Raw genomic sequence first — 21,764 nt, forward strand, 5'->3', positions numbered from 1 at the left:
AATATAATTAATGGTATTGACTTCATTCACCTTTAGCTTATGGGTTATTCTGCTAAAAGTATAGGTTAATGACAATTCTTACAATACCCACTTTTGGTGATTTTCAAACTACTGATTCACAAGGGTGGGCGCTTTGTTTAATCCATTGGGTGTATTATTGTCAAACCGCTAATTCCAGTGTGTTTTTTATGAAATGTACCGAAATAAGACTTCTTAAAAGCCTTCATGCTAGAGAATATATATTGAGAAACATTGTAAAATAACAGCTCTAATAGCTGGAATAATAAATAGGACAAAGGTAGGTAGATCCTATTATTATAGTGTAAACAAAAAATCCTGTCTTAAAAAGACAGGATTTGAAATATATTAATTTTGGATCTTAGTAGATGATTTTTTTACTAATAACGTGTCCGTTTTCAAAAGTCACTTTGACAATTAAAACTTGCTCAACCGAATGTAAATAAGAGAGTATCGCTTCATTAGTATTTATTTTAGATTTCTCAAGGATTAATTTTCCAGAAACATCATATAACTGTACTTTACTTATTGACTTATCTGAAGATTGTACAGTGATTTTATTGTCTTTATGAAAGACCACAAGACTATTTTCATTAGTTACAAAATTATCATTATCTAAAGAAGTTTTGGCAACATAACTTATAACAAAACGATCATTGTAGATTCCTTTTTGAGTAGCAAAGGTATAAGATCCCTTTTTTAAATTAGTAAAAATACCCGTAGATTTATCTTCTAAGAACACTTCTTGATTGGCTAAGAATCCATCTGTTTTATCAATAGCAATAGTAAAATCTCCATTTATAGTTGAAGTATATCCTAATGGGATAATATCTGTTTTTTCAAAAGGTAACGCTCGACCTTGAATAGTTAATGGTGTGTTTTCATTTATACTATAAAAATCAACAAAACTGTTCCCATCGAAGCTTGCGCCATCATAACCCCTGTCATATTTATTGGTAGCTCCAGTGATATATCCTATTAACATTTGTTTGAATGCACCTTCAGTATTGGTTAGATTCAACCATATTCTATTTTTTTCAAGGTTGATAGTTGTACTTGTTTTAGCAGTTTTAGACCCAGATGTAGGTTTTGAAAACTGAGAGTTATCAAGTATACCACCACTAGGATTTAATCGCATACTATTATCAAATGTAGCAGTTCCTCCTGATCCACCTTGAGCAAAAAAGCCTTGACCTGCTGCGATTAATTGTCCCACACCAATAGTACCACCAGTGAAATTATAAGTGGCATAATCATCCGAAGTATAAGCGTATTTACCAGTTCCTTGAGAACCATTTGTTATATTAGCTGCTAGTTGTATCGCTGTACTGTGTGTCCAAAAATACAAAGTTCCTTCAAGAACGCTACTATTTGCATACAGAAAAGCATCTGCATTTACAGCCGAAGGATAAGGATTCCCTATTAGATTAGAAGCATCACCTCCTACAATAGAAACGGGGATTATACCATTGTTTGGAGTTCCTATAAAAGTAGCTGTTTTTATAAACGGCGTGCCTGATACAGGACTTGTTCCCGCTCCTCTTACAATGTATCCAATACCGCTATTCATACCAGTGCCAGCGGAAGCTTTTACCCATTTATTTGAACTAGCATTAAATGAAGAATAGATTGTTCCTGTTTGTATTGCTCCTAGATTTGCTCCAGTAACGGGTGACGACCAATAAACATAATCTGTATTCAATATTGAAGTGGTATTTCTTTTGTAGATTATGTTTCCTGAATTAGTTGCAGTATTACTTATTTGTACTAAACTAGCACCATTTTCAAAGGTTAATGATCCTGAAACAGTAATGCCATTTGTTATTTTTAAAGTATGCCCTGAATTGAAAACAACATTTTTACCTGCATTCACGATACAGGAGCAACCTTCAATATCTATATTTCCTGTTGAACTATAGTCCCCATTAAATACAATAGCTTGTGCGCTGGTAGGTGTCCCATTAGACCAAGATGTAGTCCATGTATTGGTTACAACTGGATTAATAACAATATCTGCTGTAGCAGGAGAGGGGCAGTTGTTACTGTTTGTCACAGTAAGGTTATGTGTTCCAACTGCTAAACCTGTGATTGTTGCTGTAGTGGTGCTTCCTGTTATTCCTCCAGGATTAACCGTCCAGTTTCCTGAAGGCAATCCACTTAATGTAACACTACCTGTAGGCGTTTTACAATCAGGTTGAGTTATTGAAACTACTGTTGGAATTGTAGGAACAGGACTTACCGTTATTGTTCCGCCTAAAGAGATCGCTGAACAAGGCGATGTATGACCTGTAGTTGAAATTGTATAAGTACCACTAGTTGTAGGAGTACCACTAATTGTTATCGTACTTCCACTCACGGTAGAAGACAATCCCGATGGCAATCCACTAACTGTTGCCCCAGTAGCACTACCTCCAAATGTATAAACAGTATTTGTAATTGCAGATCCAGCGCAAACAGTTGGGTTTTGAGTACCACTTGTTAATACAATAGTTGATGCAAGATTCCTAGTAACGGTTCCGCTTATTGTTGCAGCACTACAAGGTGATATATGACCTGTAGTTGAAATTGTATAAGTACCATTAGTTGTAGGAGTACCACTAATTGTTATCGTACTTCCACTCACGGTAGAAGACAATCCCAAAGGCAATCCACTAACTGTTGCCCCAGTAGCACTACCTCCAAATGTATAAACAGTATTTGTAATTGCTGATCCAGCGCAAACAGTTGGGTTTTGAGTACCACTTGTTAATACAATAGTTGATGCAAGATTCCTAGTAACGGTTCCGCTTATTGTTGCAGTATTACAAGGCGATGTATGACCTGTTGTTGAAATTGTATAAGTACCACTAGTTGTAGGAGTACCACTAATTGTTATCTTATTTCCACTCACCGTAGAAGACAATCCCGATGGCAATCCGCTAACTGTTGCCCCAGTAGCACTACCTCCAAATGTATAAACAGTATTTGTAATTGCTGATCCAGCGCAAACAGTTGGGTTTTGAGTACCACTTGTTAATACAATAGTTGAATTTGATTTCACTATTATTGTTCCCGTCGCATTAACTGTTCCACAACCCCCAGTTAAAGGAATACTATAGTTGAAAGTTCCAAAAGCCGTCGGTGTTCCACTAATCGTAATCGTATTAGAAGAAAAATTAGCAGTTACTCCCGCAGGAAGCCCTGTTGCTGTACCAATTCCTGTTGCGCCAGTAGTAGTATGGGTTATATTTGGTATAGCAGTATTAGAACATACATTAGGTGAGGATGAAGCTGTACTTACAGTATTGTTAATTATGGTAACTGTGCAAATATTTGAATATCCAATATTTGTGCAAGGAGCGTTTTGTACAACAGCTCTATAATAAGTTGTTTGAGTTAAACCACTTACATTATAACCATTATTAGTATTCGAAATAGAAACGACATTGCTTACAAAATTATCGTTTGAAGATTCCCAACGGATAGGGTTTCCAATATTACCTGTTAAATTAAGGTAAGTAATATAGGTATTAGCACAACCACTTGCTGATGAAGGTATTGTTCCTCCATTACTTGAAGGAGCAACAGTTACATATAGATTATTGCCATAATTTGATCCACAGGCATTAGTAGAATGTACTGTTACATTTCCAGACGTGGCATTTGCATCATAGGTTGCTGTTGCTGAACGCCCATCAGCACTTACAACAAAAGTTACTCCAGAACCCGAATAACTCCATGTATGATTATAATTGGCATTGTTTGAGATGATTGAGTAATTGGCGGTAGTGCCCTGACATTGAGAATTTGAACCAGTAATACTAGTCACTCCTCCTCCTGGTCCGTTAGCAACATAAACAGTTCTTGTAGCTGTTCTAGTGGTACAACCAGAATTACTGAGGGTGTAAGTTATCGTAGCAGTACCTGCTCCCATTGCTGTAACTAACCCAGTAGTTGAGTTTACAGTAGCGACTCCTGTATTGCTACTAGACCATGTTCCACCTGATATTGTTGACGTATAAGTATCTGAAAGTAATCCATAAGTACACAAATATTGATTTCCAGATAAAGTACCCGCAGAAGAAGGACAAACGGATACATTTACGATCGAAGTTTCTGTACAACCCGTATCAGGATTGGTAGCTGTTACTGTATATGCAGTATTGGCAGTAGGATTAGCAACAATACTATTGTTTGATGTAGAGGGTGTCCCTGATCCAGATGGTAGCCCTGCTGTTCCTGAGGGTGAAGCTGTCCAATTATACGTATAATCAATTGTTTTATTTCCTGAAATTGTTACATTGTCAATAGCCCAAAACCAGTCAAATTGAGCAACGTATCTAAAACGGATGTAAAGTATTGGTTTATTGATATAAGCATTCAAATTAATTACTTTATGAGCAAAATTATTATCTGCCCCTTCATCTCCTCCATTTGTATCGTAAGTTGCTAAAGTATTCCAATTCAAATCATCAGTAGAAACTTCAACATATGAAAAATTAGTATTATCAAATTCTCTAATAAATTGATAAAAATCCAATGAAAGAGAAGTGTATCCCATAGTACTAATTGATGGTGATCGTAAAATGGTATTTGTATTCCCGTTCCCTTGATCTGCACTATTAGATATATAAAAAGAGCTATTATCGTTTGAGTGAAAAGTATTTCCGGTATAAGATCCATACTTATAATAATACCCATCAGGTTGTATAGTCCAAACGGCATTAACAGGATTTCCTCCAGTAGAATTATTTATTTTTTTCCAATTTGTTCCTGAATTGAAATCATCACTTAGTAAAATGGTATTTTGAACTGTAGGTGTAGTTGATACTGATAAAGTTGTATTTCCTCCACTAATTATTGTAGTTGGACTAGCGGTAGCTATAGGGTTGGGTGCTGAGTTGATTATAAAATCAGTGGAACTGTTAGCTGTTCCATTAGGTGACGTTATCGAAATAGCACCTGTTGTTGCGCTTGGTGGTAGAATTGCTGTGATTTTTGTGCTACTGTTTACTGTAAAACTACTAGCATTAACTCCATTAAATTTAACTGCTGTAGCTCCACTAAAATTAGTTCCATTAATAACTACTGAAGTTCCCGCATTAGAACAAGATGGCGATCCTGTAAAACTTGTAATAATAGGAATTGAGTAACCCGTTAATGTTGCACTATCAATATAATATTCTATACCATTATTCGGATTGTCAGTTTTATAGATATCTATCCAAACTGAAGATGTGTTATTTGTAGATATAGGAAAAGTAGCAGTATAGAGAGTGGTGTTAGAAGTGGTTGGTGTAAAGGATGTTAATACTGTGTCCCAAGTACTACCTGAATTACTACTTACTCTAACAATGAAATTCCCTATGCTTGTACTGCTTGTTCTATTACAAAATGAAAAACTCATGTTTCCATACCCAGTAGTATTTGCTTCGAATCGAAAATATTCTCCTGTGTCCCAATTTTTCCCATGATACATTCTTGCACCTTGACAAGGTGTATTTGTTTCAAATCCTGTTCCAGTAACTCCACTTGATGAAAAGCTAGGCGTTCCATTTACATTGTCGATATTTGGATTTGTTGTGTTTTCAAAATTGAATTGAAAAAGAGTTGTCTGTCCAAAACTAGTACTAACTAGCATCAAACAAATAAAAATAAATAGAGATTGTATTTTGGTAACTGTCGGGACAGTATTCTTAGTGTAAAATTTGTTCATAGATTTATTTTTTTGATTCGTGGCAAATCATTTAACAGCTTGACTTTTGGGGTAAAAAGAACGCCATTTCATGAGCGAAAATAACACCTATATGACCATTAAATAAAGTAAAGTCGTTGAGTGGTTCTTTTTATCGTTGAAATGCACTTATTAACAGTTTAAATTTGGTTGTTTTTAATTTTAAATTTCAAAAAAAATATTTTCGTTTTTAGAGGGGTATTACTTTGTTATTCATTGATATACGTAAAAAATTAAAGTTTGGATTTATTTATTTTTTAGAAGTTGTTTTTAAATCAAAAAGATGTAATTCACCAGCATGATTTTCTGTTTTTTTATACAGATTTGATGGTAATTTTTTATTGCAATTCTATCATTCATTTTAAATGTTTAATTTCGGACCTATTATGAAAGAGATTTTTACTATTAAAGAAGCCCTCCAGAAAATCGAACATTATTGTGCGTACCAGGATCGTTGTCATCAAGAAGTAGTTTCCAAATTATGGGAAATGAAAATGGATTCACATGAAATAGACCAAATTATTGTTCAGTTAATCGCTGATAATTTTCTTAACGAAGAGCGTTTTGCGTGTAGTTTTGCTCGGGGAAAACACCGTATTAAGCATTGGGGTAAAGTAAGGATTACCAATGAATTAAAACTTAGAAAGATAAATCAAAGACTGATTACAATGGCGTTAAAGGAAATCACTCCCGAAGAATATGAGGAGAATTTTAACCACTTCGCTAATAAGCATTGGGATTCCATCAGTGAAACTAATTTGATGAAAAAAAGGAAAAAATTCTGCGACTATTTTTTAAGGAGAGGGTACGAAAGTTTTATGATTTATGATAAAATGAAAGAACTTGAAAAGGTGTAACAACTATTTTTTATAACTAAGTCGAAAAATAATAAAAAGAAAAAATTATTATAATAAATCCTAAGGCTAAATGGTACTAAGTTTAAAAAGCAAAACATTGTTGATGTTAGCTAAAAACTTTTCGACCTTTGTCATTCAAACGCAACATATGAAATTATTTATAACAGGAATATCTACTGATGTAGGCAAAACTATTGCCTCGGCTATGATTACTGAAGCTCTAGAAGCGGATTACTGGAAACCCATTCAGGCAGGAGATTTAGAAAATTCAGACACGCATAAAGTTCGTGCGTATGTGTCCAATGAAAAATCTTTTTTTTATGATAATAGTTATGCTTTGAATACCGCTGCAAGTCCCCATTTGGCAGCAAAATTAGATGGGATTACGATTGAATTAAGTCAAATTAATATTCCTGAAACTACTAATGAATACCTTGTTATTGAAGGCGCGGGAGGGATTTTTGTTCCTTTGAATGATACTGATACTATTATTGATTTGATTCAACCTGATTACAAAGTGGTGGTGGTTTCTAGGCATTATTTAGGAAGTATTAATCATACATTGTTAACCATTGAGGCTTTGCAAAACAGAAAGATAAACATTGCTGGAATTATTTTTAGCGGTGATGAAAATATAGCTTCTGAATCGGTTATTTTGAACAAAACCGGTGCTAGGTTCCTAGGACGAATTGAGCAAGAACCTTATTTTGATAAAAATGTCATTAAAGAATATGCCGAACGTTTTAGGGAGGTTCTCTTGGATTTGTAAAATCTAAATTACAATTGATTGCTGAATGAAGGGTGATGATTTTGATTAGGAAGTAAAAATTTTAAAATCGTTAATCAGCTATTAGAACATTTTTTATAAGCAGCGTACCTGCTTAAGAAAAATATCATCAGGTAAACTATTATTGTTTTGATTTTTAATACAATACACTAAATTAATCTTATTTAATTTCATCGTTTTTTTGTCTTCATACCGTAATTTGAGTAGAAATAATTACTTATTTTTACTCAAATTGAAAATAGTTTTTTTTAAGGAATGACTACTTATCAAGAGCATCTTTGTAATCCTGTTAATAGACTCAGGAAATCATTTCTTGAAAACACAATTCCTATCCTTTAAAACAGGAATAATAACCGAAATATTGAAAATATAGAGTCTGGTAAAAACCTAAAATAACTAAGAATCAAAAAGAGGAATGTTAAAATGAACTTCTGCGTGAGGGATTGTAGCAAGCTACCGAAGTAGCGCGGAAAGCCCGACACCTCTAGACAAAGGGGCTGTATCACCACAAAGCAAATAAGCCCCTTTGTTTGGAGGTGGCACGCCCAGAAAATAACCATTGGAATAGCAAACGAATGCTGGTTTAGTTCTTATCTTTGCCAAAATAATTTTATGACATAATGAATTAACAAATCATAAATCATAAATCATAAATCACAAAAATGTCAAGAGACACACAACTTAAAGAACGCTGGGAACAGCTTGTTACGATACTTTCGGACCAATTTTCACAAGGGGAAGATTTGGATTTAGATGCTATAATTTACTTAATTGGCGTTCAGGAACTGGGGAAATTGCACCGTGAATTCAAGAAAGACGAAAAATTGAACTTGATGCACATTGCTATTTGCCGATTGCTAGAGCCTTATGGATACTACGAATTTGAGTTTTTTGATGAAGAAGGTTGGCCTCATTACAAAGTAAAAGAAGAATTGCCACCATTGAAAGCAGGAGAACAATCGGTATTGATGAAAGAGGCGATTGTGAATTATTTTATAGAGCGTGAGGTTATTTCTTAAGGTTAAAAGTTAAGGGTTATTTGTTAGGGGTTAGACGTTAAAAAAGAAGCGTTTTAAATTCAATTTTAGTTTCATCGAATTCAAAAACAACGCTTAACTCATAACTAATAACTCTTAACTCCTAACAAATAACACCTAACCCATAAAAAAACAATAACTTTTTCATAAATTTGCAGACTCAATTACGGAATGGAAATGATAGACAAGATAAAAGAATATATTGGCGAAGCAGACGCTTTTTCAACACAAAATACAGCCGATTTAGAAAGTTTTCGTATTAAATTTTTAGGAAGTAAAGGCCTTTTGAAAGACCTTTTTGCGGAATTTAAAAATGTACCAAACGATCAGAAAAAAGAATTTGGACAAGTGATTAACTTGCTAAAAACGACAGCTGAAGAAAAGGTAAAAAGCATCCAAGAATCTCTTGAAAGCAAAGTGGAAGCAAAAGGAATTTACGGCGATTTGACACGTTCAGCTGAGCCTGTAATCATTGGTTCTCGTCATCCTATTTCGATTGTAAAAAACCAAATTATCGATATTTTCTCGACCGTAGGATTCAATGTTTCTGAAGGTCCAGAAATTGAAGATGATTGGCATAACTTTACTGCCTTAAACTTGCCTGAATACCATCCGGCACGTGATATGCAGGATACTTTTTTTATCCAGACGAATCCTGATATTTTGTTGCGTACCCACACCTCATCCGTTCAGGTGCGTTATATGGAAAACAACAAGCCACCTATTCGTACCATTTCGCCAGGAAGGGTTTTCCGTAACGAAGCGGTATCAGCACGTTCACACTGTATTTTTCACCAAGTGGAAGGTTTGTATATTGACAAAGATGTTTCATTTGCTGATCTGAAGCAAACCCTATTATATTTTACGAAAGAGATGTTTGGGAAATCCAAAATTCGCCTTCGCCCTTCGTATTTCCCGTTTACAGAACCAAGTGCCGAAATCGACATTTACTGGGGCTTGAAAACCGAAACAGATTACCGTATCACTAAAGGAACCGGTTGGTTAGAAATAGGTGGTTGCGGAATGGTTGATCCTAATGTCCTTAAAAACTGCGGTATCAATCCTGATGAATACAACGGATTTGCCTTTGGAATGGGTGTAGAACGTATCGCGATGTTGTTGTACCAAATTGGTGATATACGTATGTTTTACGAAAACGATGTGCGTTTCTTAGAGCAATTTAAAGCGAGCATCTAATTTAAGATTTTTGATTAACGATTTTTGATTGCAGATGTTCCAAATCAAAATTCAAAAATCGTTAATCATTATTCAAAAATAAATAAGGAGCTATTTCCAGCTATCATTCCAATCTTTTTTGGCTAAGAAAAATAGCCAAAAAAGGATTTTCCCTTCCATCTGGGCTAGGCATTCCGTATCTAAATCATATTTATTTGCAAAAAAGTGGTTTTTGAATTCCACTGATAAAATCTGCAATCAAAAATCGTTACTCTACAATCAAAAATCAAATGAAAGCTGACATCACCATCCCCGAAGTAGAAAATGTATTCCTAGCCGCAGTCCAAGAATGGAGTGACGACTTTATGGAAAAAGTTTGGTATATCTATCTAGTGAACGATAGTGACTTTGATATTGATAGCGTAATGGTGGTTTCCAAAGCTTTTGGTACTATCGATGGCGAAATGAAGAAAACATCGCTTTTAAGACACGCCTTTATTCAAATACCTGCTGTATCTGTAATCAAGGTCGAAATGGTCGAAAAAAGCGTCCTAGCACTCAATAATGAGTTTATGGTAACGTATTTCATCGGAAACACCTTATACGATAAGAAATTCATCTTTAAAGCCAATTCTATCCATGAAAATACCGTTGAAGAAGTGCCTATTTTGTTTGTAGATGGGGTTATTGTGAGATAAAAAAATAGTTGTCTAACATAAAAAAAGTGCTCTTTTTCAAATTTGAAAAAGAGCGCTTTTTTTAGTAATAAGAATTATAACGTTAATCCAATTTATCCGTTAACTCTTTGAAAATCTTTTTAGCATTTTTATTTTCGTATAAAACAGCATAAACGGCATCAATAATTGGCGTTTTGGCTCCATATCCTTGATTGAGTTTATAGGCGCTTTTTGTAGCATAATAGCCTTCTGCCACCATACTCATTTCCATCATCGCACTTTTTACGGTGTATCCTTTTCCAATCATGTTTCCGAACATTCTGTTTCTAGAAAAAACAGAATAGCCTGTTACCAATAAATCACCTAAATAAGCCGAATCGTTAATATTACGTTTCATTTTATGGACTTTTCGAATGAATTTTTTCATTTCGCGAATCCCATTACTCATCATCACCGACTGGAAATTATCACCATAACCCAATCCGTGTGCAATACCGGCAGCAATAGCATAAATGTTTTTTAACATCGCAGCGTATTCTGTTCCTATGATATCGTCAGTGATTTTTGTTTTGATATAATTGCTTGAAAGATTTTTAGCTACCATTTTGGCTTTTTCAGCATCACCACAAGCTATTGTCAAATAGGACAAACGCTCTAAGGCTACTTCTTCGGCATGACAAGGCCCTGTGATTACCCCAATATTGTAATATGGAATATCATACGTATGATGAAAATGTTCTCCAACAATCAAACTCGTTTCAGGAACAATTCCTTTAATAGCCGAAAAAATAATTTTATCTTCTAAAGAAACCGTAAGGTTTTGCAATTCGGTTTCTAAAAAAGCCGAAGGAATTGCAAATATGAGATAATCAGCATAAGCTACAGCTTCATTAATATCAGTAGTCAATTTTAACTTTTTAGTATCAAACTCTACCGAACTTAAATAATTTGGATTGTGTTTGTAGGTATTAATGTGTTCAACTGCAGCTTCATTGCGCATATACCAAGCTACTTCTGTTAGGTTATTACACAACATCTTTGTAATTGCTGTTGCCCAACTTCCACCACCAATTACTGCAAATTTTTTAGTTTCGCTCATTTTTCAAATTAAATTTAGCCAAAAGTACTTAAAAATGGATGAATCAAATAATAAATCATTTGTTCCTATTCTGTTTTTTTTGAATATCAAAATAGGTTCTCAAAAATAAAAGTAAATTTTTTATTGTGACTCACAATATAACGTTTTTAAAACCGTTCTAAAATACTATAAATGAATATTTTAAAATTTAATATCATTTAGATTAGTTAGTTTTGTTTTGGAGTAATGAAAAAGGCGTATTGGATAATCCAAAACGCCTTTTTTTCTAAATTTTTTTCTGCTTTGAACTAGTAACTCATTTCTACAATTTCTTTTACTTTTTCAATTGTAATGTTTTGTCTTTCTCCTAGACCTTTCCAGCCTCTCTCGGCAAAACGATTTGCAATAAAATCGGCTGTATTGCTATATTCTTTAGTATAATCTGAAAGTTTAGTATCCATTCCCATCGTGTGGAAAAATTCAATTGTTTTAGTAATGGCTTCATGTGCAATTTCTTCTTCTGTTCCTTCAAGGTTGAAGATGCGTTTGCCATATTGCGCTAGTTTTTGTTTTTTGGTATCAAACATCACTTTATACAAGTTAGGTCCGATAATGGCCAACGTTCTAGCATGGTCAATATCGTACATTGCCGTCAATTCATGACCAATCATATGCGTCGCCCAATCATTAGGCACACCTTTTTGAATTAAACCGTTCAGCGCCATCGTACAACTCCACATAAAATTAGATGCCAAAGCATAATCCGTTGGATCAGCCACCACTTTTGGGCCTACTTCAATTAGAGTTTGTAAAATTCCTTCAGCAATTCGGTCTTGCAAATAGCCCTCGTGAGGATACGTTAAATATTGTTCCAATACATGCGTAAAAGCATCTACTACTCCATTTTCCAATTGTCTTTTAGGTAATGATTGGATTACCGTAGGATCACAAATAGAAAATTTAGGAAATAAAGCACTGCCTCCAAAGGCTAATTTTTCTTGGGTACTTTTAATCGTAACCACTGCTCCAGAGTTCATTTCGCTTCCTGTAGCAGGCAAAGTCAATACGGTTCCAAAAGGAATTATTTTTGATAAATCCGTAAGTAAGATTCGTTTTTTAAGAATTTCAGATGGATCGCCTTCAAATTTTACTGCTCCTGAAAGAAACTTAACACCATCAATCACGGAGCCACCACCTACAGCGAGAATGAAATCAATTTGCTGTTCTTTGATTACCTCAACTGCCTTCATCAAGGTTTCATAATGTGGATTGGGTTCGATTCCTCCAAATTCAACGATTTCATGCCCTTTCAACGCTTCAACAACCTGTTGATGAATTCCATTTTTAAAGATACTTCCTCCTCCGTAAGCCAAAAGAACTTTGGCTCCTTCAGGAACTAATTTCCCTAATTGTTCGATTTGTCCTTTTCCAAATACATAATTGGTAGGATTGTAATATTGAAAATTTAACATCTTAGTTTTTAGTATTTAATTGGTGCAATAATTTCTCAGCCATTAATTATGATTAGAATTTACAGCACTAAACTTTATTTCTTATAAAACAAATTATGATCAATGTAGTCCCACACTTTTGTTGGCAATAGCGGACGAATACTTTTCTCATCCTTGATACATTCACGAATAAATGTCGATGAAATCTCCACTACAGGTGCATCAATCATTTTAATTTTAGGATGATCTTTGAATTCAAGATTATCAGCTTCCGTAGAAACTCTTGGATATACATACAGATTGTAATTCTTTAAAATCATCTCGTAGTTTTTCCATTTGTGTAGCGTTTTTAAGTTGTCCTCCCCCATAATCAGCGCAAACTCATAATTAGCATATTTATCTTCGAGATATACTAAAGTATTGATCGTGTAATTGGGCTGTGGCAACTTAAACTCAATATCCGAAGGTTTGATCTTTGGATAATTTTCGGTTGCTAGATGCACCATGTGTAAACGATGGTAATCATCTAATAAAGTAGATTTTTTCTTCAATGGATTGTGGGGCGTGACCACCATCCAAACTTGATCTAAATCAGTATGTTCAACCATATGATTGGCAATAATCAAATGTCCCACATGCATGGGATTGAAAGTTCCAAAGTAAAGTCCTATTTTCATTTGTCTTAGTAATTAGGGGTTCGTAATTAGTGACTGGTCGAATGGTTAATCAATAGGATTCTTTATTAATGTGTAAATTACGCATAAGTTTGAACGTGTGAAAATAAAAGTTAAAATAATTTTCTGAGTTAGTACTTAGCTCTTAATACCTAGTCGTTAGTCTTCAGTACTTAGTCTCTTAGTCTTATGTTTTTTAAATATTTTCTTTATTTTTTCTAATTAAGAAACTTACTTCTAATATAAAAAACATAAAAATATGGCTGGGATTAAATCTTACAAGGAATTGTTCATTTGGCAAAAAGGAATAAAGATTGTGCTTTTAGTATATAAAATCACTAAAGATTTTCCGAAAGATGAAGTTTATACCCTTACTAGCCAGTAGCCAGTTAAAAAGAGCGAGTGTTTCAGTTCCTTCAAATATTGCGGAAGGATATGGTCGTCAAACAGATAAATCTTTTAATCATTTTTGAATATTGCCAGAGACTCTTTAAATGAAATCGAAACCCAGTTGATTATTGCAAAAGAATTAGAATTTATTTCAGATGAAAACTTATTAAACGAAATTTTCTTTTTGACAGAAGAAGAAAGTAAAATGATAAATGCGTTTTCTAAAAATTTGAAGTAGTTTTTTGTCCTTAGTTTATAGTTGTTAGCCTATATTTGAAAAATAGCCTTAACTCTAATGTAAACTGTAAAAAATGAATTGTGGATAGATCTAAATATCATTTACTTAGAACTATGTACTCATGACTACATCTACTTACTAAAGACTATGGACTAAGGACTAATTACTATTACTCTTCACCAGTTACTCAGTAACAAACTTATTCACTAAATCATACGCTTCTTCTAAAGCTACTTCTAGATCATAATTCTTGATAATGACATCAAATTGTGGGGCTGTAGCTAGTTCTACGTGCGCTTTAGCAATTCGCATGTTGATTTTGTCTTCGCTTTCGGTGGAACGTTCTTTCAATCTTCGTTTTAGTTCATCGACACTTGGTGGTTTTACAAAAACGGCTAGCGTCTCTTCTGGGAATTTATGTTTGATGCGCAAACCACCTGCTACATCAATATCAAAAATCACGTTTTTACCCAAAGCCCAAATACGTTCTACTTCACTCTTAAGAGTTCCATAGAAGTTATCGCGGTATACTTCTTCCCATTCTACGAAATCTTCGCCTTTGATGTGCTGCTTGAATTCTTCAAGAGAAATGAAATAATAATCTTTCCCACTTACTTCTTCGCCACGCGCTTCACGTGTAGCTGCCGAAATAGAAAATTCTAAATTCAGATCTTCTTGTTTTAATAAATGCCTAACTATAGTTGTTTTTCCTGAACCCGATGGCGCAGAGAATACGATTAATTTTCCTTTTTTCATTTCTTTTTAGTACCTAGTTCTTAGTCCTTAGTACCTAGATCCAAGTTCTTAGTTTCCTATACTAAGGACTATGGACTAACCACTATGGACTAATTACTTATAAAACATTCAACACTTGTTCTTTAATTTTCTCCAATTCGTCTTTCATTTGAACGACTAATTTTTGCATTTGGGCATGATTTGATTTTGAACCCATTGTATTGATTTCACGTCCCATTTCTTGAGTGATGAAACCAAGTTTACGACCATTAGCTTCACTTCCGTTGATGGTTTCTAGAAAGTAGTCTAAGTGATTCGTCAAACGTACTTTTTCCTCAGTGATGTCTAATTTTTCTAGGTAGTAAATCAATTCTTGCTCGAAACGATTTTCGTCTACGTTTACTTGAAGTTCAGCAATAGCAGTTTGCAAACGTTCTTTGATAGCGGCCACACGTTCTGGATCCAACGCTAATGCTTCATTCATATACTGACGAATATTGGCAATGCGCAATTGGAATTCTTTCTCCAATGACATGCCTTCGTCTTTACGGAAGTTTTTTATGTTTTGAACCGCTTCTTCAATCACAGCTTGTATCTGAATCCAATCGTTAGGGTCGATTTCTTCTCTTTCGATTTTCATGGTGTCAGGCATGCGCACGGCCATTTTCATCAATTCGGTTTCATCCGCATCAGCGTATACATCACGTAGTTGACTGATGTATGCTTTTACGATAGGCACATTGACTTTATTCGAAGTTTGTTCAGCAGTGCTTTCGATAAAAATAGAAAAATCTACTTTTCCTCTTTCTAGTTTGGTTGCCAACTGGGTGCGTAATCCCAATTCCATTTCGCGGTAAAGCGAAGGCATACGGACATTCAAATCAAGCCCTTTGCTATTTAACGATTTTACTTCGACAGTAACTTTCTTGGTTGGTAATTGTAAAGTGGCTTTACCAAAACCGGTCATTGATTGTATCATAAATTTTTATAAATGTGCTCAAAGATAAGGAAAAAGATTTTTTGATAATTAGGATGGTGCTAACTGGTAAAAAATCATTTTTATGAGCTAGGTGTGTTTTTTAAAACACATAGGAACATAGGGGCATGACTTTATAGAAAGACGCTACGCTTTGGAGAGGAAATCATAGCGAGAAGAGATTTGAATTTCAGAAAAAATGGGATTGTATGTGGGGTTTGCGTGAGGGATTGCAGCTGGCTACCGTAGTAGCGCGGAAAGCCCGACACCATTATAGTAAGGGGCTTTATCAACGCAATGTCAATAAAGCCCCTTACTATAATGGTGGCACGCCCAAATGATGAATTTGATTGTTGAATTTTGATTAACGATTCTTGATTTATGATGTAAGACCCTTGCTAAAAAGGACGATTTGCGTTTACAATATAAAATCCTAAATCTGAAATCATTAATCGAAAATTATAAATCAAAAGCTTTCATTACTTTCAACATGTTTTGTTGTGTGTTGCCAATGAAAACTTCGTTATTGATGATAAATACAGGGCGACTCAAGAAAGTGTAGTGCTCCAAAAGGTATTTTTTATAATCGGCTTCGGTTAGGTTTTTATCTTTTAAGCCTAGTGTCTTGTATAAAACTGCTTTTTTGCTAAACAGCGCTTCGTAACTTCCTGATAGTTGGTATAATTCGTCTATTTCTTGCTCTGTTAGTGGATTTTGTTTAATGTCGTGAAAGACTAAATCATTGACTTTGGGTAATGTTTTGATGATTTTTCGGCAGGTATCGCAGCTTGCTAAATAATATATTTTGTTCATGATAATGGATTTTCTTATTGCAAAGTAACTTTATTTAACGTGGAAAATGTTTATTTTTATCAAAAAAAACAATGAAACCCAATTTTGAACTTTCAAGAATACAACGAAAAGTTATTGCTTCATTTATTGAAAACTACAACTTAGAACAATTGAACACGATTCCAGCTGGATATTCTAACAATTTATTTTGGAATATCGCTCATATCGTGGTGACACAGCAATTATTAGTTTATAAATTATCTGGACTACCAATGCATATTTCGGACGAATTAGTCGAGAAATATAAAAAAGGGAGTTCAGTAACTGCTCCTGCTACTGCCGAAGAGGTTGCGGAAGTTAAAAACTTATTGCATAATACGATTGACCAAACAGAAAAAGATTTTGCTAACGGTATTTTTAAAACCTATTCTGACTACCCTACCTCTACTGGTTATGTGATTAAAAGTGCCTTAGATGCGATGCAATTTAATGTTTTCCATGAAGGAATCCATATTGGAGTGATGATGGGAATCAGAAAGTTTTTATAATTTTTTTTTTGAATATTTAAGACTCAAATCAGTAAGACGCTCGTATGTCCATAAAACTTCGTAGCAAATTTACTCTAAGTCAAATTTTATTCCTTGTGCCAATGGTAAACTAGCACCATAATTAATCGTATTGGTTTGACGACGCATATAGACTTTCCACGCATCCGATCCAGATTCTCTCCCGCCTCCCGTTTCTTTTTCACCTCCAAAGGCACCTCCTATTTCGGCTCCAGAGGTTCCTATGTTTACATTGGCAATACCACAATCAGAGCCTTGCGCTGACAGAAACAATTCGGCTTCACGGAGATTGTTAGTCATGATGGCTGAGGATAGTCCTTGTGCGACACTATTCTGCAATGCGATGGCATTTTCTACTCTTCCTGAATATTTGATTAAATAAAGAATGGGAGCAAAAGTTTCATATTGGACGATATCAAAATGATTTTCGACCTCAGCAATAGCGGGTTGTACATAGCAACCACTTTCATACCCTTTACCAGAAATAACGTTACCTTGAACGAGTATCTTACCTCCTTCAGCACTGATTCTTTTTAAAGCTTGATTATAAGATTCAACTGCTTGTTTGTCAATTACAGGCCCCACATGATTGGTTTCATCCAAAGGATTTCCTATGCGCAATTGTTGATAAGCAGCAACTAAATGGTCTTTGATTTTATCATAAATACTTTCATGAATAATTAATCGACGGGTTGACGTACAACGTTGACCAGCGGTTCCTACAGCACCGAAAACAGCACCGATGATCGTCATTTTGACATCTGCATCTGGAGTAACGATAATGGCATTATTACCACCAAGTTCTAATAATGATTTACCTAATCTAGAGGCTACAGTTTGCGCTACTATTTTTCCCATACGGGTAGAGCCCGTGGCAGAGATAAGTGGAATTCTGGAATCCTTTGTCATCATTTCGCCTACAGTATAATCACCGTTGATGAGACACGATATTCCTTCAGGGAGCTTATTTTCTTTTAAAACTTCAGCTATGATGTTTTGACAGGCTATACCACAAAGTGGGGTTTTTTCAGAGGGTTTCCAAATACAAACATTCCCAGAAATCCATGCTAATGCAGTGTTCCATGCCCAAACGGCAACCGGAAAATTAAAAGCAGAAATAATTCCTACTATTCCAAGTGGATGGTATTGTTCGTACATTCGGTGTTCAGGACGTTCAGAGTGCATCGTGAGTCCGTGTAGTTGTCTTGAAAGTCCAACAGCAAAATCACATATATCAATCATTTCTTGAACTTCACCAAAGCCTTCTTGCAGGGATTTACCCATTTCATAGGAAACTAATTTCCCTAAGGCTGCTTTGTTTTGGCGAAGTTTATCTCCAAACTGACGTACGATTTCACCACGTTTGGGCGCAGGTATCTGACGAAATAAAACAAATGCTTCGCTAGCGGTTTGGATTACTTTTTCATAATCTTCTGCTGAAGTGGTCGTAATTAAGGAAATCAATTGTCCATCAACAGGAGAATGGCTTTCAAAGATTGCTCCGTTAGAAAAGGAGTCAACCCCTGTTGAAGATCCTAAATTAAGGTCTTTAATACCTAATTGTTGTAAGGCTTCTTTAATTCCGAATTGAGTTGCTATTGTTGACATGTTTGTTTTGTTTTTATGCTATGGGTATACAAATATCGACAAAACAAATCTTTTGAGAGTACTTATTCAAAGTATTAGAATGAATCTTGACTCATTTAAGCATAAAACAACACTGTTCTTTTTAATATTGAGAAATTAAGACTTACATTTTTAAATAAAATTCTTTAGCTAAATTGATGTACTCTTCCGTATAATCGTGTCTCTTTTTTTCAATGACTAATTCATCAATAATTAAAGCTACTTCTTCATTTCGAGAAAAGGCCAATAGGCTTCTTTTAATTTTTGAAGTAGGTGTCCCTTTTACACGGGTTATTTTAAAAGGATAAAGTTCAAATTCTTTCGCCAGACTCACAAAACGTTCTTCTTCATTAAAGGGGATAATTACTGCAAAAACACCTTCTTCAGACAACAACAAATCAGCAGCTTCAACCAGATCTTCAAAAGGCAAAGCATCTTGAAACCGAGCTAAATCCCGTTGTTCATCATTCGACTTATAATCTTCTCCATAAAACGGCGGATTTGAAACAATCAAATCATACTCATCCTCAGGCTCTTCCATAAACTCATCCAAACCCGCATGATAACAAAACAACCGATCTGCCCAAGAGGAATTTTCAAAATTGTCAACTGCCTGTTCATACGCTTCCTCATCGATTTCTAGAGCATCAATTTGTTCGGCTTTTGAGCGTTGTGCTAACATCAAGGCAATAAGTCCTGTTCCCGCGCCAATATCTAAAACACTAAACGGGAAATGATCAATTGGGACCCATGCACCAAGGAGAACTCCATCGGTTCCTACTTTCATCGCACAGCGGTCTTGATAGATAGTAAATTGTTTGAATTCAAATTTTGACATCAGGATTGAGGATTTAATATTTTGGAAGATTATATGAATTTTTATGACATGCCAAAATAGAGGCTATAATAGCACATTTAGAATGATAATAATAATAATTGTGATTTTCTTAGCAACTGGAATACTAAGAACTGAACATTAAATACTTGCTTATAAGTACATTTCAACAAGTCCTTCTGGCAAATCCATGATGACTTTTTTATTTTCACGATCCACTTTAACTAAGAAATGGTCAATCATAGGAATTAAAATTTCGACATTACCGTTCAATACTTCAAAAAGTGGTTGAGCTGTAGTATCGTTTACGGATTGAATGACACCGAAAATTCCTAAACGCTGGTCTTCGATTTCAAAACCAACTACTTCGTGAAAATAGAATTTGTTACCTGAAAGTTTTGGTAACATATTTAAAGGAAGATAAATTCCGTTGCCCATAATAGCATCGGCATCTTCTTCTGAATTGACTTCTTCAAAACGAATTCGCAAGAAATCATTTTTATGAATCGAACAATTTTCAATAAAAAAAGGAATCAAGTGTCTGTTGCATTCAACAAACACTGATTCCAAGTTTTCGTATAACTCAGGTTCGTCCGTATCCAAATAGGCTAGAACTTCTCCTTTGAAACTAAATTTTTTAGCGATTTTACCTAAGTAGAAACAATCTTCTTTACGCATTATCGCCAGTGAATTAAGCTTGAGTTTCTTCGTTAGTTTCTTCAGCAGCCTCTTCAGATGAAGCTTCAACCTCAGCAACTTCTTCAGCAGGAGTAGCAGCAGCAATTGCATCAGCTTCAGCTTGTGCAGCAGCAGCAATACGTTTTGCGTTAACTTCTTGTTCCGCTTTGAAAGCTACAGCTTTTGCATCAGCTTGTACTTTAGATAAACCGTCTTTTTTAGCATCAACTTTACCAGTTTTAGCTTCTAACCAAGTAGCTAATTTAGCATCAGCTTGCTCTTGAGTTAAGGCTCCTTTACGAACTCCTCCATCAAGGTGGTGTTTCAATAAAGCTCCTTTGTAAGAAAGAATAGCTTTTGCAGTATCAGTTGGTTGAGCACCATTGTGCAACCATTTTACTGCACTATCAAGGTTCAAGTCGATAGTTGCTGGGTTAGTGTTTGGATTGTAAGTACCGATTTTCTCTAAGTATTTACCATCTCTTTTTGAGCGTGCATCTGCAGCTACAACCCAGTAAAAAGGTTTTCCTTTTTTACCGTGTCTTTGTAATCTAATTTTTACTGACATAATCTTATGATTAAATTTTGAGGTACTCGACCTCTGTTAATTAAGGGCGCAAAGATATATCTTTTATTTTAAAAAAGCTAACTGAATATTATGGTGTTAAATGATGTTAATTTTGAATGTAATCTCTATTATGTCTTAATAATGTTTATTTTTGTTTCATTAAAAAGAATTTTTATGAAAAAATATTTTTTGTTTTGTGTGTTCTTGCTCTGTTTAAATTCCTGTGAGGAAAATATAAAATTCAACAATCCATCATTTCAAGGTGTAAAAAATAATGTCTTCTGGAGAGCTGTTGCCACAACTGCTACCGTAAAAACAAATGGTTCACTGACTATTATTGCTTATACTAGTAACGAAGAAATAACATTAAAAACAAATGCCACTATACTAAAAACCTACGAGTTAGGCATTGATGATATTAATACAATAACCTATTCACAAACAGGTACTGCAACAAAACTTAATTATGCCACTGGCACAGGAAAAGGTGATGGCCAAATAATCATCACAGAGTATGACAGTACCAACAAAACAATTTCTGGTACATTCAGGTTTAACGCACCAAATACAGATGCAGATTCACCAACTGAACCTATCCTAAATTTTCAGGAAGGTGTTTTTTATAAAATTCCTGTCCAACTTTAATTGATTCATCTAATTAATTATCGATAACCTTAGTGAGGCTAATGGGTTCCTAAATTAAAAATAAATGATTAAATAAGCTAACTTATAGTAGATTAGAAAAAAATTAGACTACATTTGCTTCAATTATTATAAATAAGCACATATGAATATTTTTGTTGGAAGCCTTCCATTCAGTATTGAGGAAGCAGATTTAAGAGAGTCTTTCGAGGCTTACGGAGCAGTAGATTCAGTTAAAATTATCACAGAT

The 21,764-nt window shown here is 34.6% G+C and carries 19 protein-coding genes and 2 pseudogenes; 10 read left to right on the forward strand and 11 right to left on the reverse strand.

The genetic code is table 11. The annotated features are described in order from the left end of the window. Positions 1-379: 379 nt before the first annotated feature. Entirely contained in the window at positions 380-5,713 is a 5,334-nt protein-coding gene (locus WBQ70_RS02375) for a T9SS sorting signal type C domain-containing protein (RefSeq protein WP_423910038.1), read from the reverse strand. Between the two features lie 404 nt (positions 5,714-6,117). Between WBQ70_RS02375 and WBQ70_RS02380 the strand changes: the two genes are divergently transcribed. The 5 genes from WBQ70_RS02380 to WBQ70_RS02400 all read left to right on the forward strand — a co-directional run bounded on the left by WBQ70_RS02380 (position 6,118) and on the right by WBQ70_RS02400 (position 10,286). After that, a complete protein-coding gene (locus WBQ70_RS02380; RefSeq protein ID WP_423910040.1) occupies positions 6,118-6,588 on the forward strand; it encodes a regulatory protein RecX in 471 nt (156 codons plus the stop codon). Between the two features lie 148 nt (positions 6,589-6,736). Next, a complete protein-coding gene (bioD, locus tag WBQ70_RS02385) occupies positions 6,737-7,357 on the forward strand; it encodes a dethiobiotin synthase (RefSeq protein ID WP_423910043.1) in 621 nt (206 codons plus the stop codon). Positions 7,358-8,037: 680 nt separating this feature from the next. Next, complete coding sequence (locus WBQ70_RS02390) at positions 8,038-8,394, forward strand: hypothetical protein (protein ID WP_423910045.1); 357 nt, start codon at positions 8,038-8,040, stop codon at positions 8,392-8,394. Positions 8,395-8,589: 195 nt separating this feature from the next. Then, positions 8,590-9,609 (forward strand): phenylalanine--tRNA ligase subunit alpha, encoded by a 1,020-nt coding sequence (pheS, locus tag WBQ70_RS02395; protein WP_423910048.1) that lies wholly within the window; start codon positions 8,590-8,592, stop codon positions 9,607-9,609. Between the two features lie 269 nt (positions 9,610-9,878). After that, positions 9,879-10,286 carry a hypothetical protein gene (locus tag WBQ70_RS02400; RefSeq protein WP_423910051.1) on the forward strand — a complete coding sequence of 136 codons (408 nt, stop codon included), beginning with the start codon at positions 9,879-9,881 and terminating at the stop codon, positions 10,284-10,286. Positions 10,287-10,368: 82 nt separating this feature from the next. Here the strand turns inward: WBQ70_RS02400 and WBQ70_RS02405 are convergent, their stop codons facing one another. The 3 genes from WBQ70_RS02405 to nadD form a co-directional block, all read right to left on the reverse strand. After that, complete coding sequence (locus WBQ70_RS02405) at positions 10,369-11,364, reverse strand: NAD(P)H-dependent glycerol-3-phosphate dehydrogenase (RefSeq protein ID WP_423910054.1); 996 nt, start codon at positions 11,362-11,364, stop codon at positions 10,369-10,371. A 287-nt stretch (positions 11,365-11,651) separates the two neighbouring features. Further along, on the reverse strand, positions 11,652-12,815 hold the full coding sequence (locus WBQ70_RS02410) for an iron-containing alcohol dehydrogenase (RefSeq protein ID WP_423910057.1): 1,164 nt from the start codon (positions 12,813-12,815) through the stop codon (positions 11,652-11,654). Positions 12,816-12,889: 74 nt separating this feature from the next. Further along, the gene (gene nadD / locus WBQ70_RS02415; RefSeq protein WP_423910060.1) at positions 12,890-13,471 is read right to left on the reverse strand and encodes a nicotinate (nicotinamide) nucleotide adenylyltransferase; all 582 of its coding nucleotides are present in this window, start codon (positions 13,469-13,471) and stop codon (positions 12,890-12,892) included. A gap of 256 nt (positions 13,472-13,727) precedes the next feature. On the opposite strand from nadD, the gene WBQ70_RS02420 reads away from it, so the two are divergent. Continuing rightward, positions 13,728-13,853 carry a four helix bundle protein gene (locus tag WBQ70_RS02420; protein WP_423910062.1) on the forward strand — a complete coding sequence of 42 codons (126 nt, stop codon included), beginning with the start codon at positions 13,728-13,730 and terminating at the stop codon, positions 13,851-13,853. Further along, positions 13,825-14,096, forward strand: a pseudogene (locus WBQ70_RS02425) (four helix bundle protein). The gene WBQ70_RS02420 and the pseudogene WBQ70_RS02425 overlap by 29 nt, the downstream one beginning before the upstream one ends. 183 nt (positions 14,097-14,279) lie before the next feature. Here the strand turns inward: WBQ70_RS02425 and gmk are convergent. The 3 genes from gmk to WBQ70_RS02440 all read right to left on the reverse strand — a co-directional run bounded on the left by gmk (position 14,280) and on the right by WBQ70_RS02440 (position 16,620). Beyond that, positions 14,280-14,852: a guanylate kinase gene (gmk, locus tag WBQ70_RS02430; RefSeq protein ID WP_423910065.1), complete on the reverse strand. Its 573-nt coding sequence runs from the start codon at positions 14,850-14,852 to the stop codon at positions 14,280-14,282. Positions 14,853-14,949: 97 nt separating this feature from the next. Beyond that, positions 14,950-15,810 (reverse strand): YicC/YloC family endoribonuclease, encoded by an 861-nt coding sequence (locus WBQ70_RS02435; protein WP_423910068.1) that lies wholly within the window; start codon positions 15,808-15,810, stop codon positions 14,950-14,952. Between the two features lie 456 nt (positions 15,811-16,266). Next, on the reverse strand, positions 16,267-16,620 hold the full coding sequence (locus tag WBQ70_RS02440) for an arsenate reductase family protein (RefSeq protein WP_423910071.1): 354 nt from the start codon (positions 16,618-16,620) through the stop codon (positions 16,267-16,269). A 71-nt stretch (positions 16,621-16,691) separates the two neighbouring features. On the opposite strand from WBQ70_RS02440, the gene WBQ70_RS02445 reads away from it, so the two are divergent. After that, positions 16,692-17,147: a DinB family protein gene (locus WBQ70_RS02445; RefSeq protein ID WP_423910074.1), complete on the forward strand. Its 456-nt coding sequence runs from the start codon at positions 16,692-16,694 to the stop codon at positions 17,145-17,147. Positions 17,148-17,216: 69 nt separating this feature from the next. On the opposite strand, the gene WBQ70_RS02450 is transcribed toward WBQ70_RS02445, so the two are convergent. The 4 genes from WBQ70_RS02450 to WBQ70_RS02465 form a co-directional block, all read right to left on the reverse strand. Continuing rightward, the gene (locus tag WBQ70_RS02450; protein WP_423910076.1) at positions 17,217-18,773 is read right to left on the reverse strand and encodes an aldehyde dehydrogenase family protein; all 1,557 of its coding nucleotides are present in this window, start codon (positions 18,771-18,773) and stop codon (positions 17,217-17,219) included. Between the two features lie 142 nt (positions 18,774-18,915). Further along, positions 18,916-19,629: a tRNA1(Val) (adenine(37)-N6)-methyltransferase gene (locus WBQ70_RS02455; RefSeq protein ID WP_423910079.1), complete on the reverse strand. Its 714-nt coding sequence runs from the start codon at positions 19,627-19,629 to the stop codon at positions 18,916-18,918. A 150-nt stretch (positions 19,630-19,779) separates the two neighbouring features. Beyond that, positions 19,780-20,304 carry a ribosome maturation factor RimM gene (gene rimM / locus WBQ70_RS02460; RefSeq protein ID WP_423910082.1) on the reverse strand — a complete coding sequence of 175 codons (525 nt, stop codon included), beginning with the start codon at positions 20,302-20,304 and terminating at the stop codon, positions 19,780-19,782. Positions 20,305-20,317: 13 nt separating this feature from the next. Then, a complete protein-coding gene (locus WBQ70_RS02465) occupies positions 20,318-20,872 on the reverse strand; it encodes a 30S ribosomal protein S16 (protein ID WP_423910085.1) in 555 nt (184 codons plus the stop codon). Positions 20,873-21,046: 174 nt separating this feature from the next. Here WBQ70_RS02465 and WBQ70_RS02470 point away from each other — a divergent pair, with 174 nt between their 5' ends. Both WBQ70_RS02470 and WBQ70_RS02475 read left to right on the forward strand, forming a co-directional pair. After that, the gene (locus WBQ70_RS02470) at positions 21,047-21,517 is read left to right on the forward strand and encodes a DUF6252 family protein (RefSeq protein ID WP_423910088.1); all 471 of its coding nucleotides are present in this window, start codon (positions 21,047-21,049) and stop codon (positions 21,515-21,517) included. A 142-nt stretch (positions 21,518-21,659) separates the two neighbouring features. Next, positions 21,660-21,764: pseudogene (locus tag WBQ70_RS02475) on the forward strand (RNA-binding protein); the annotation flags it as partial.

Source organism: Flavobacterium sp. (genome assembly GCF_049590715.1).
Taxonomy (GTDB): Bacteria; Bacteroidota; Bacteroidia; order Flavobacteriales; family Flavobacteriaceae; genus Flavobacterium.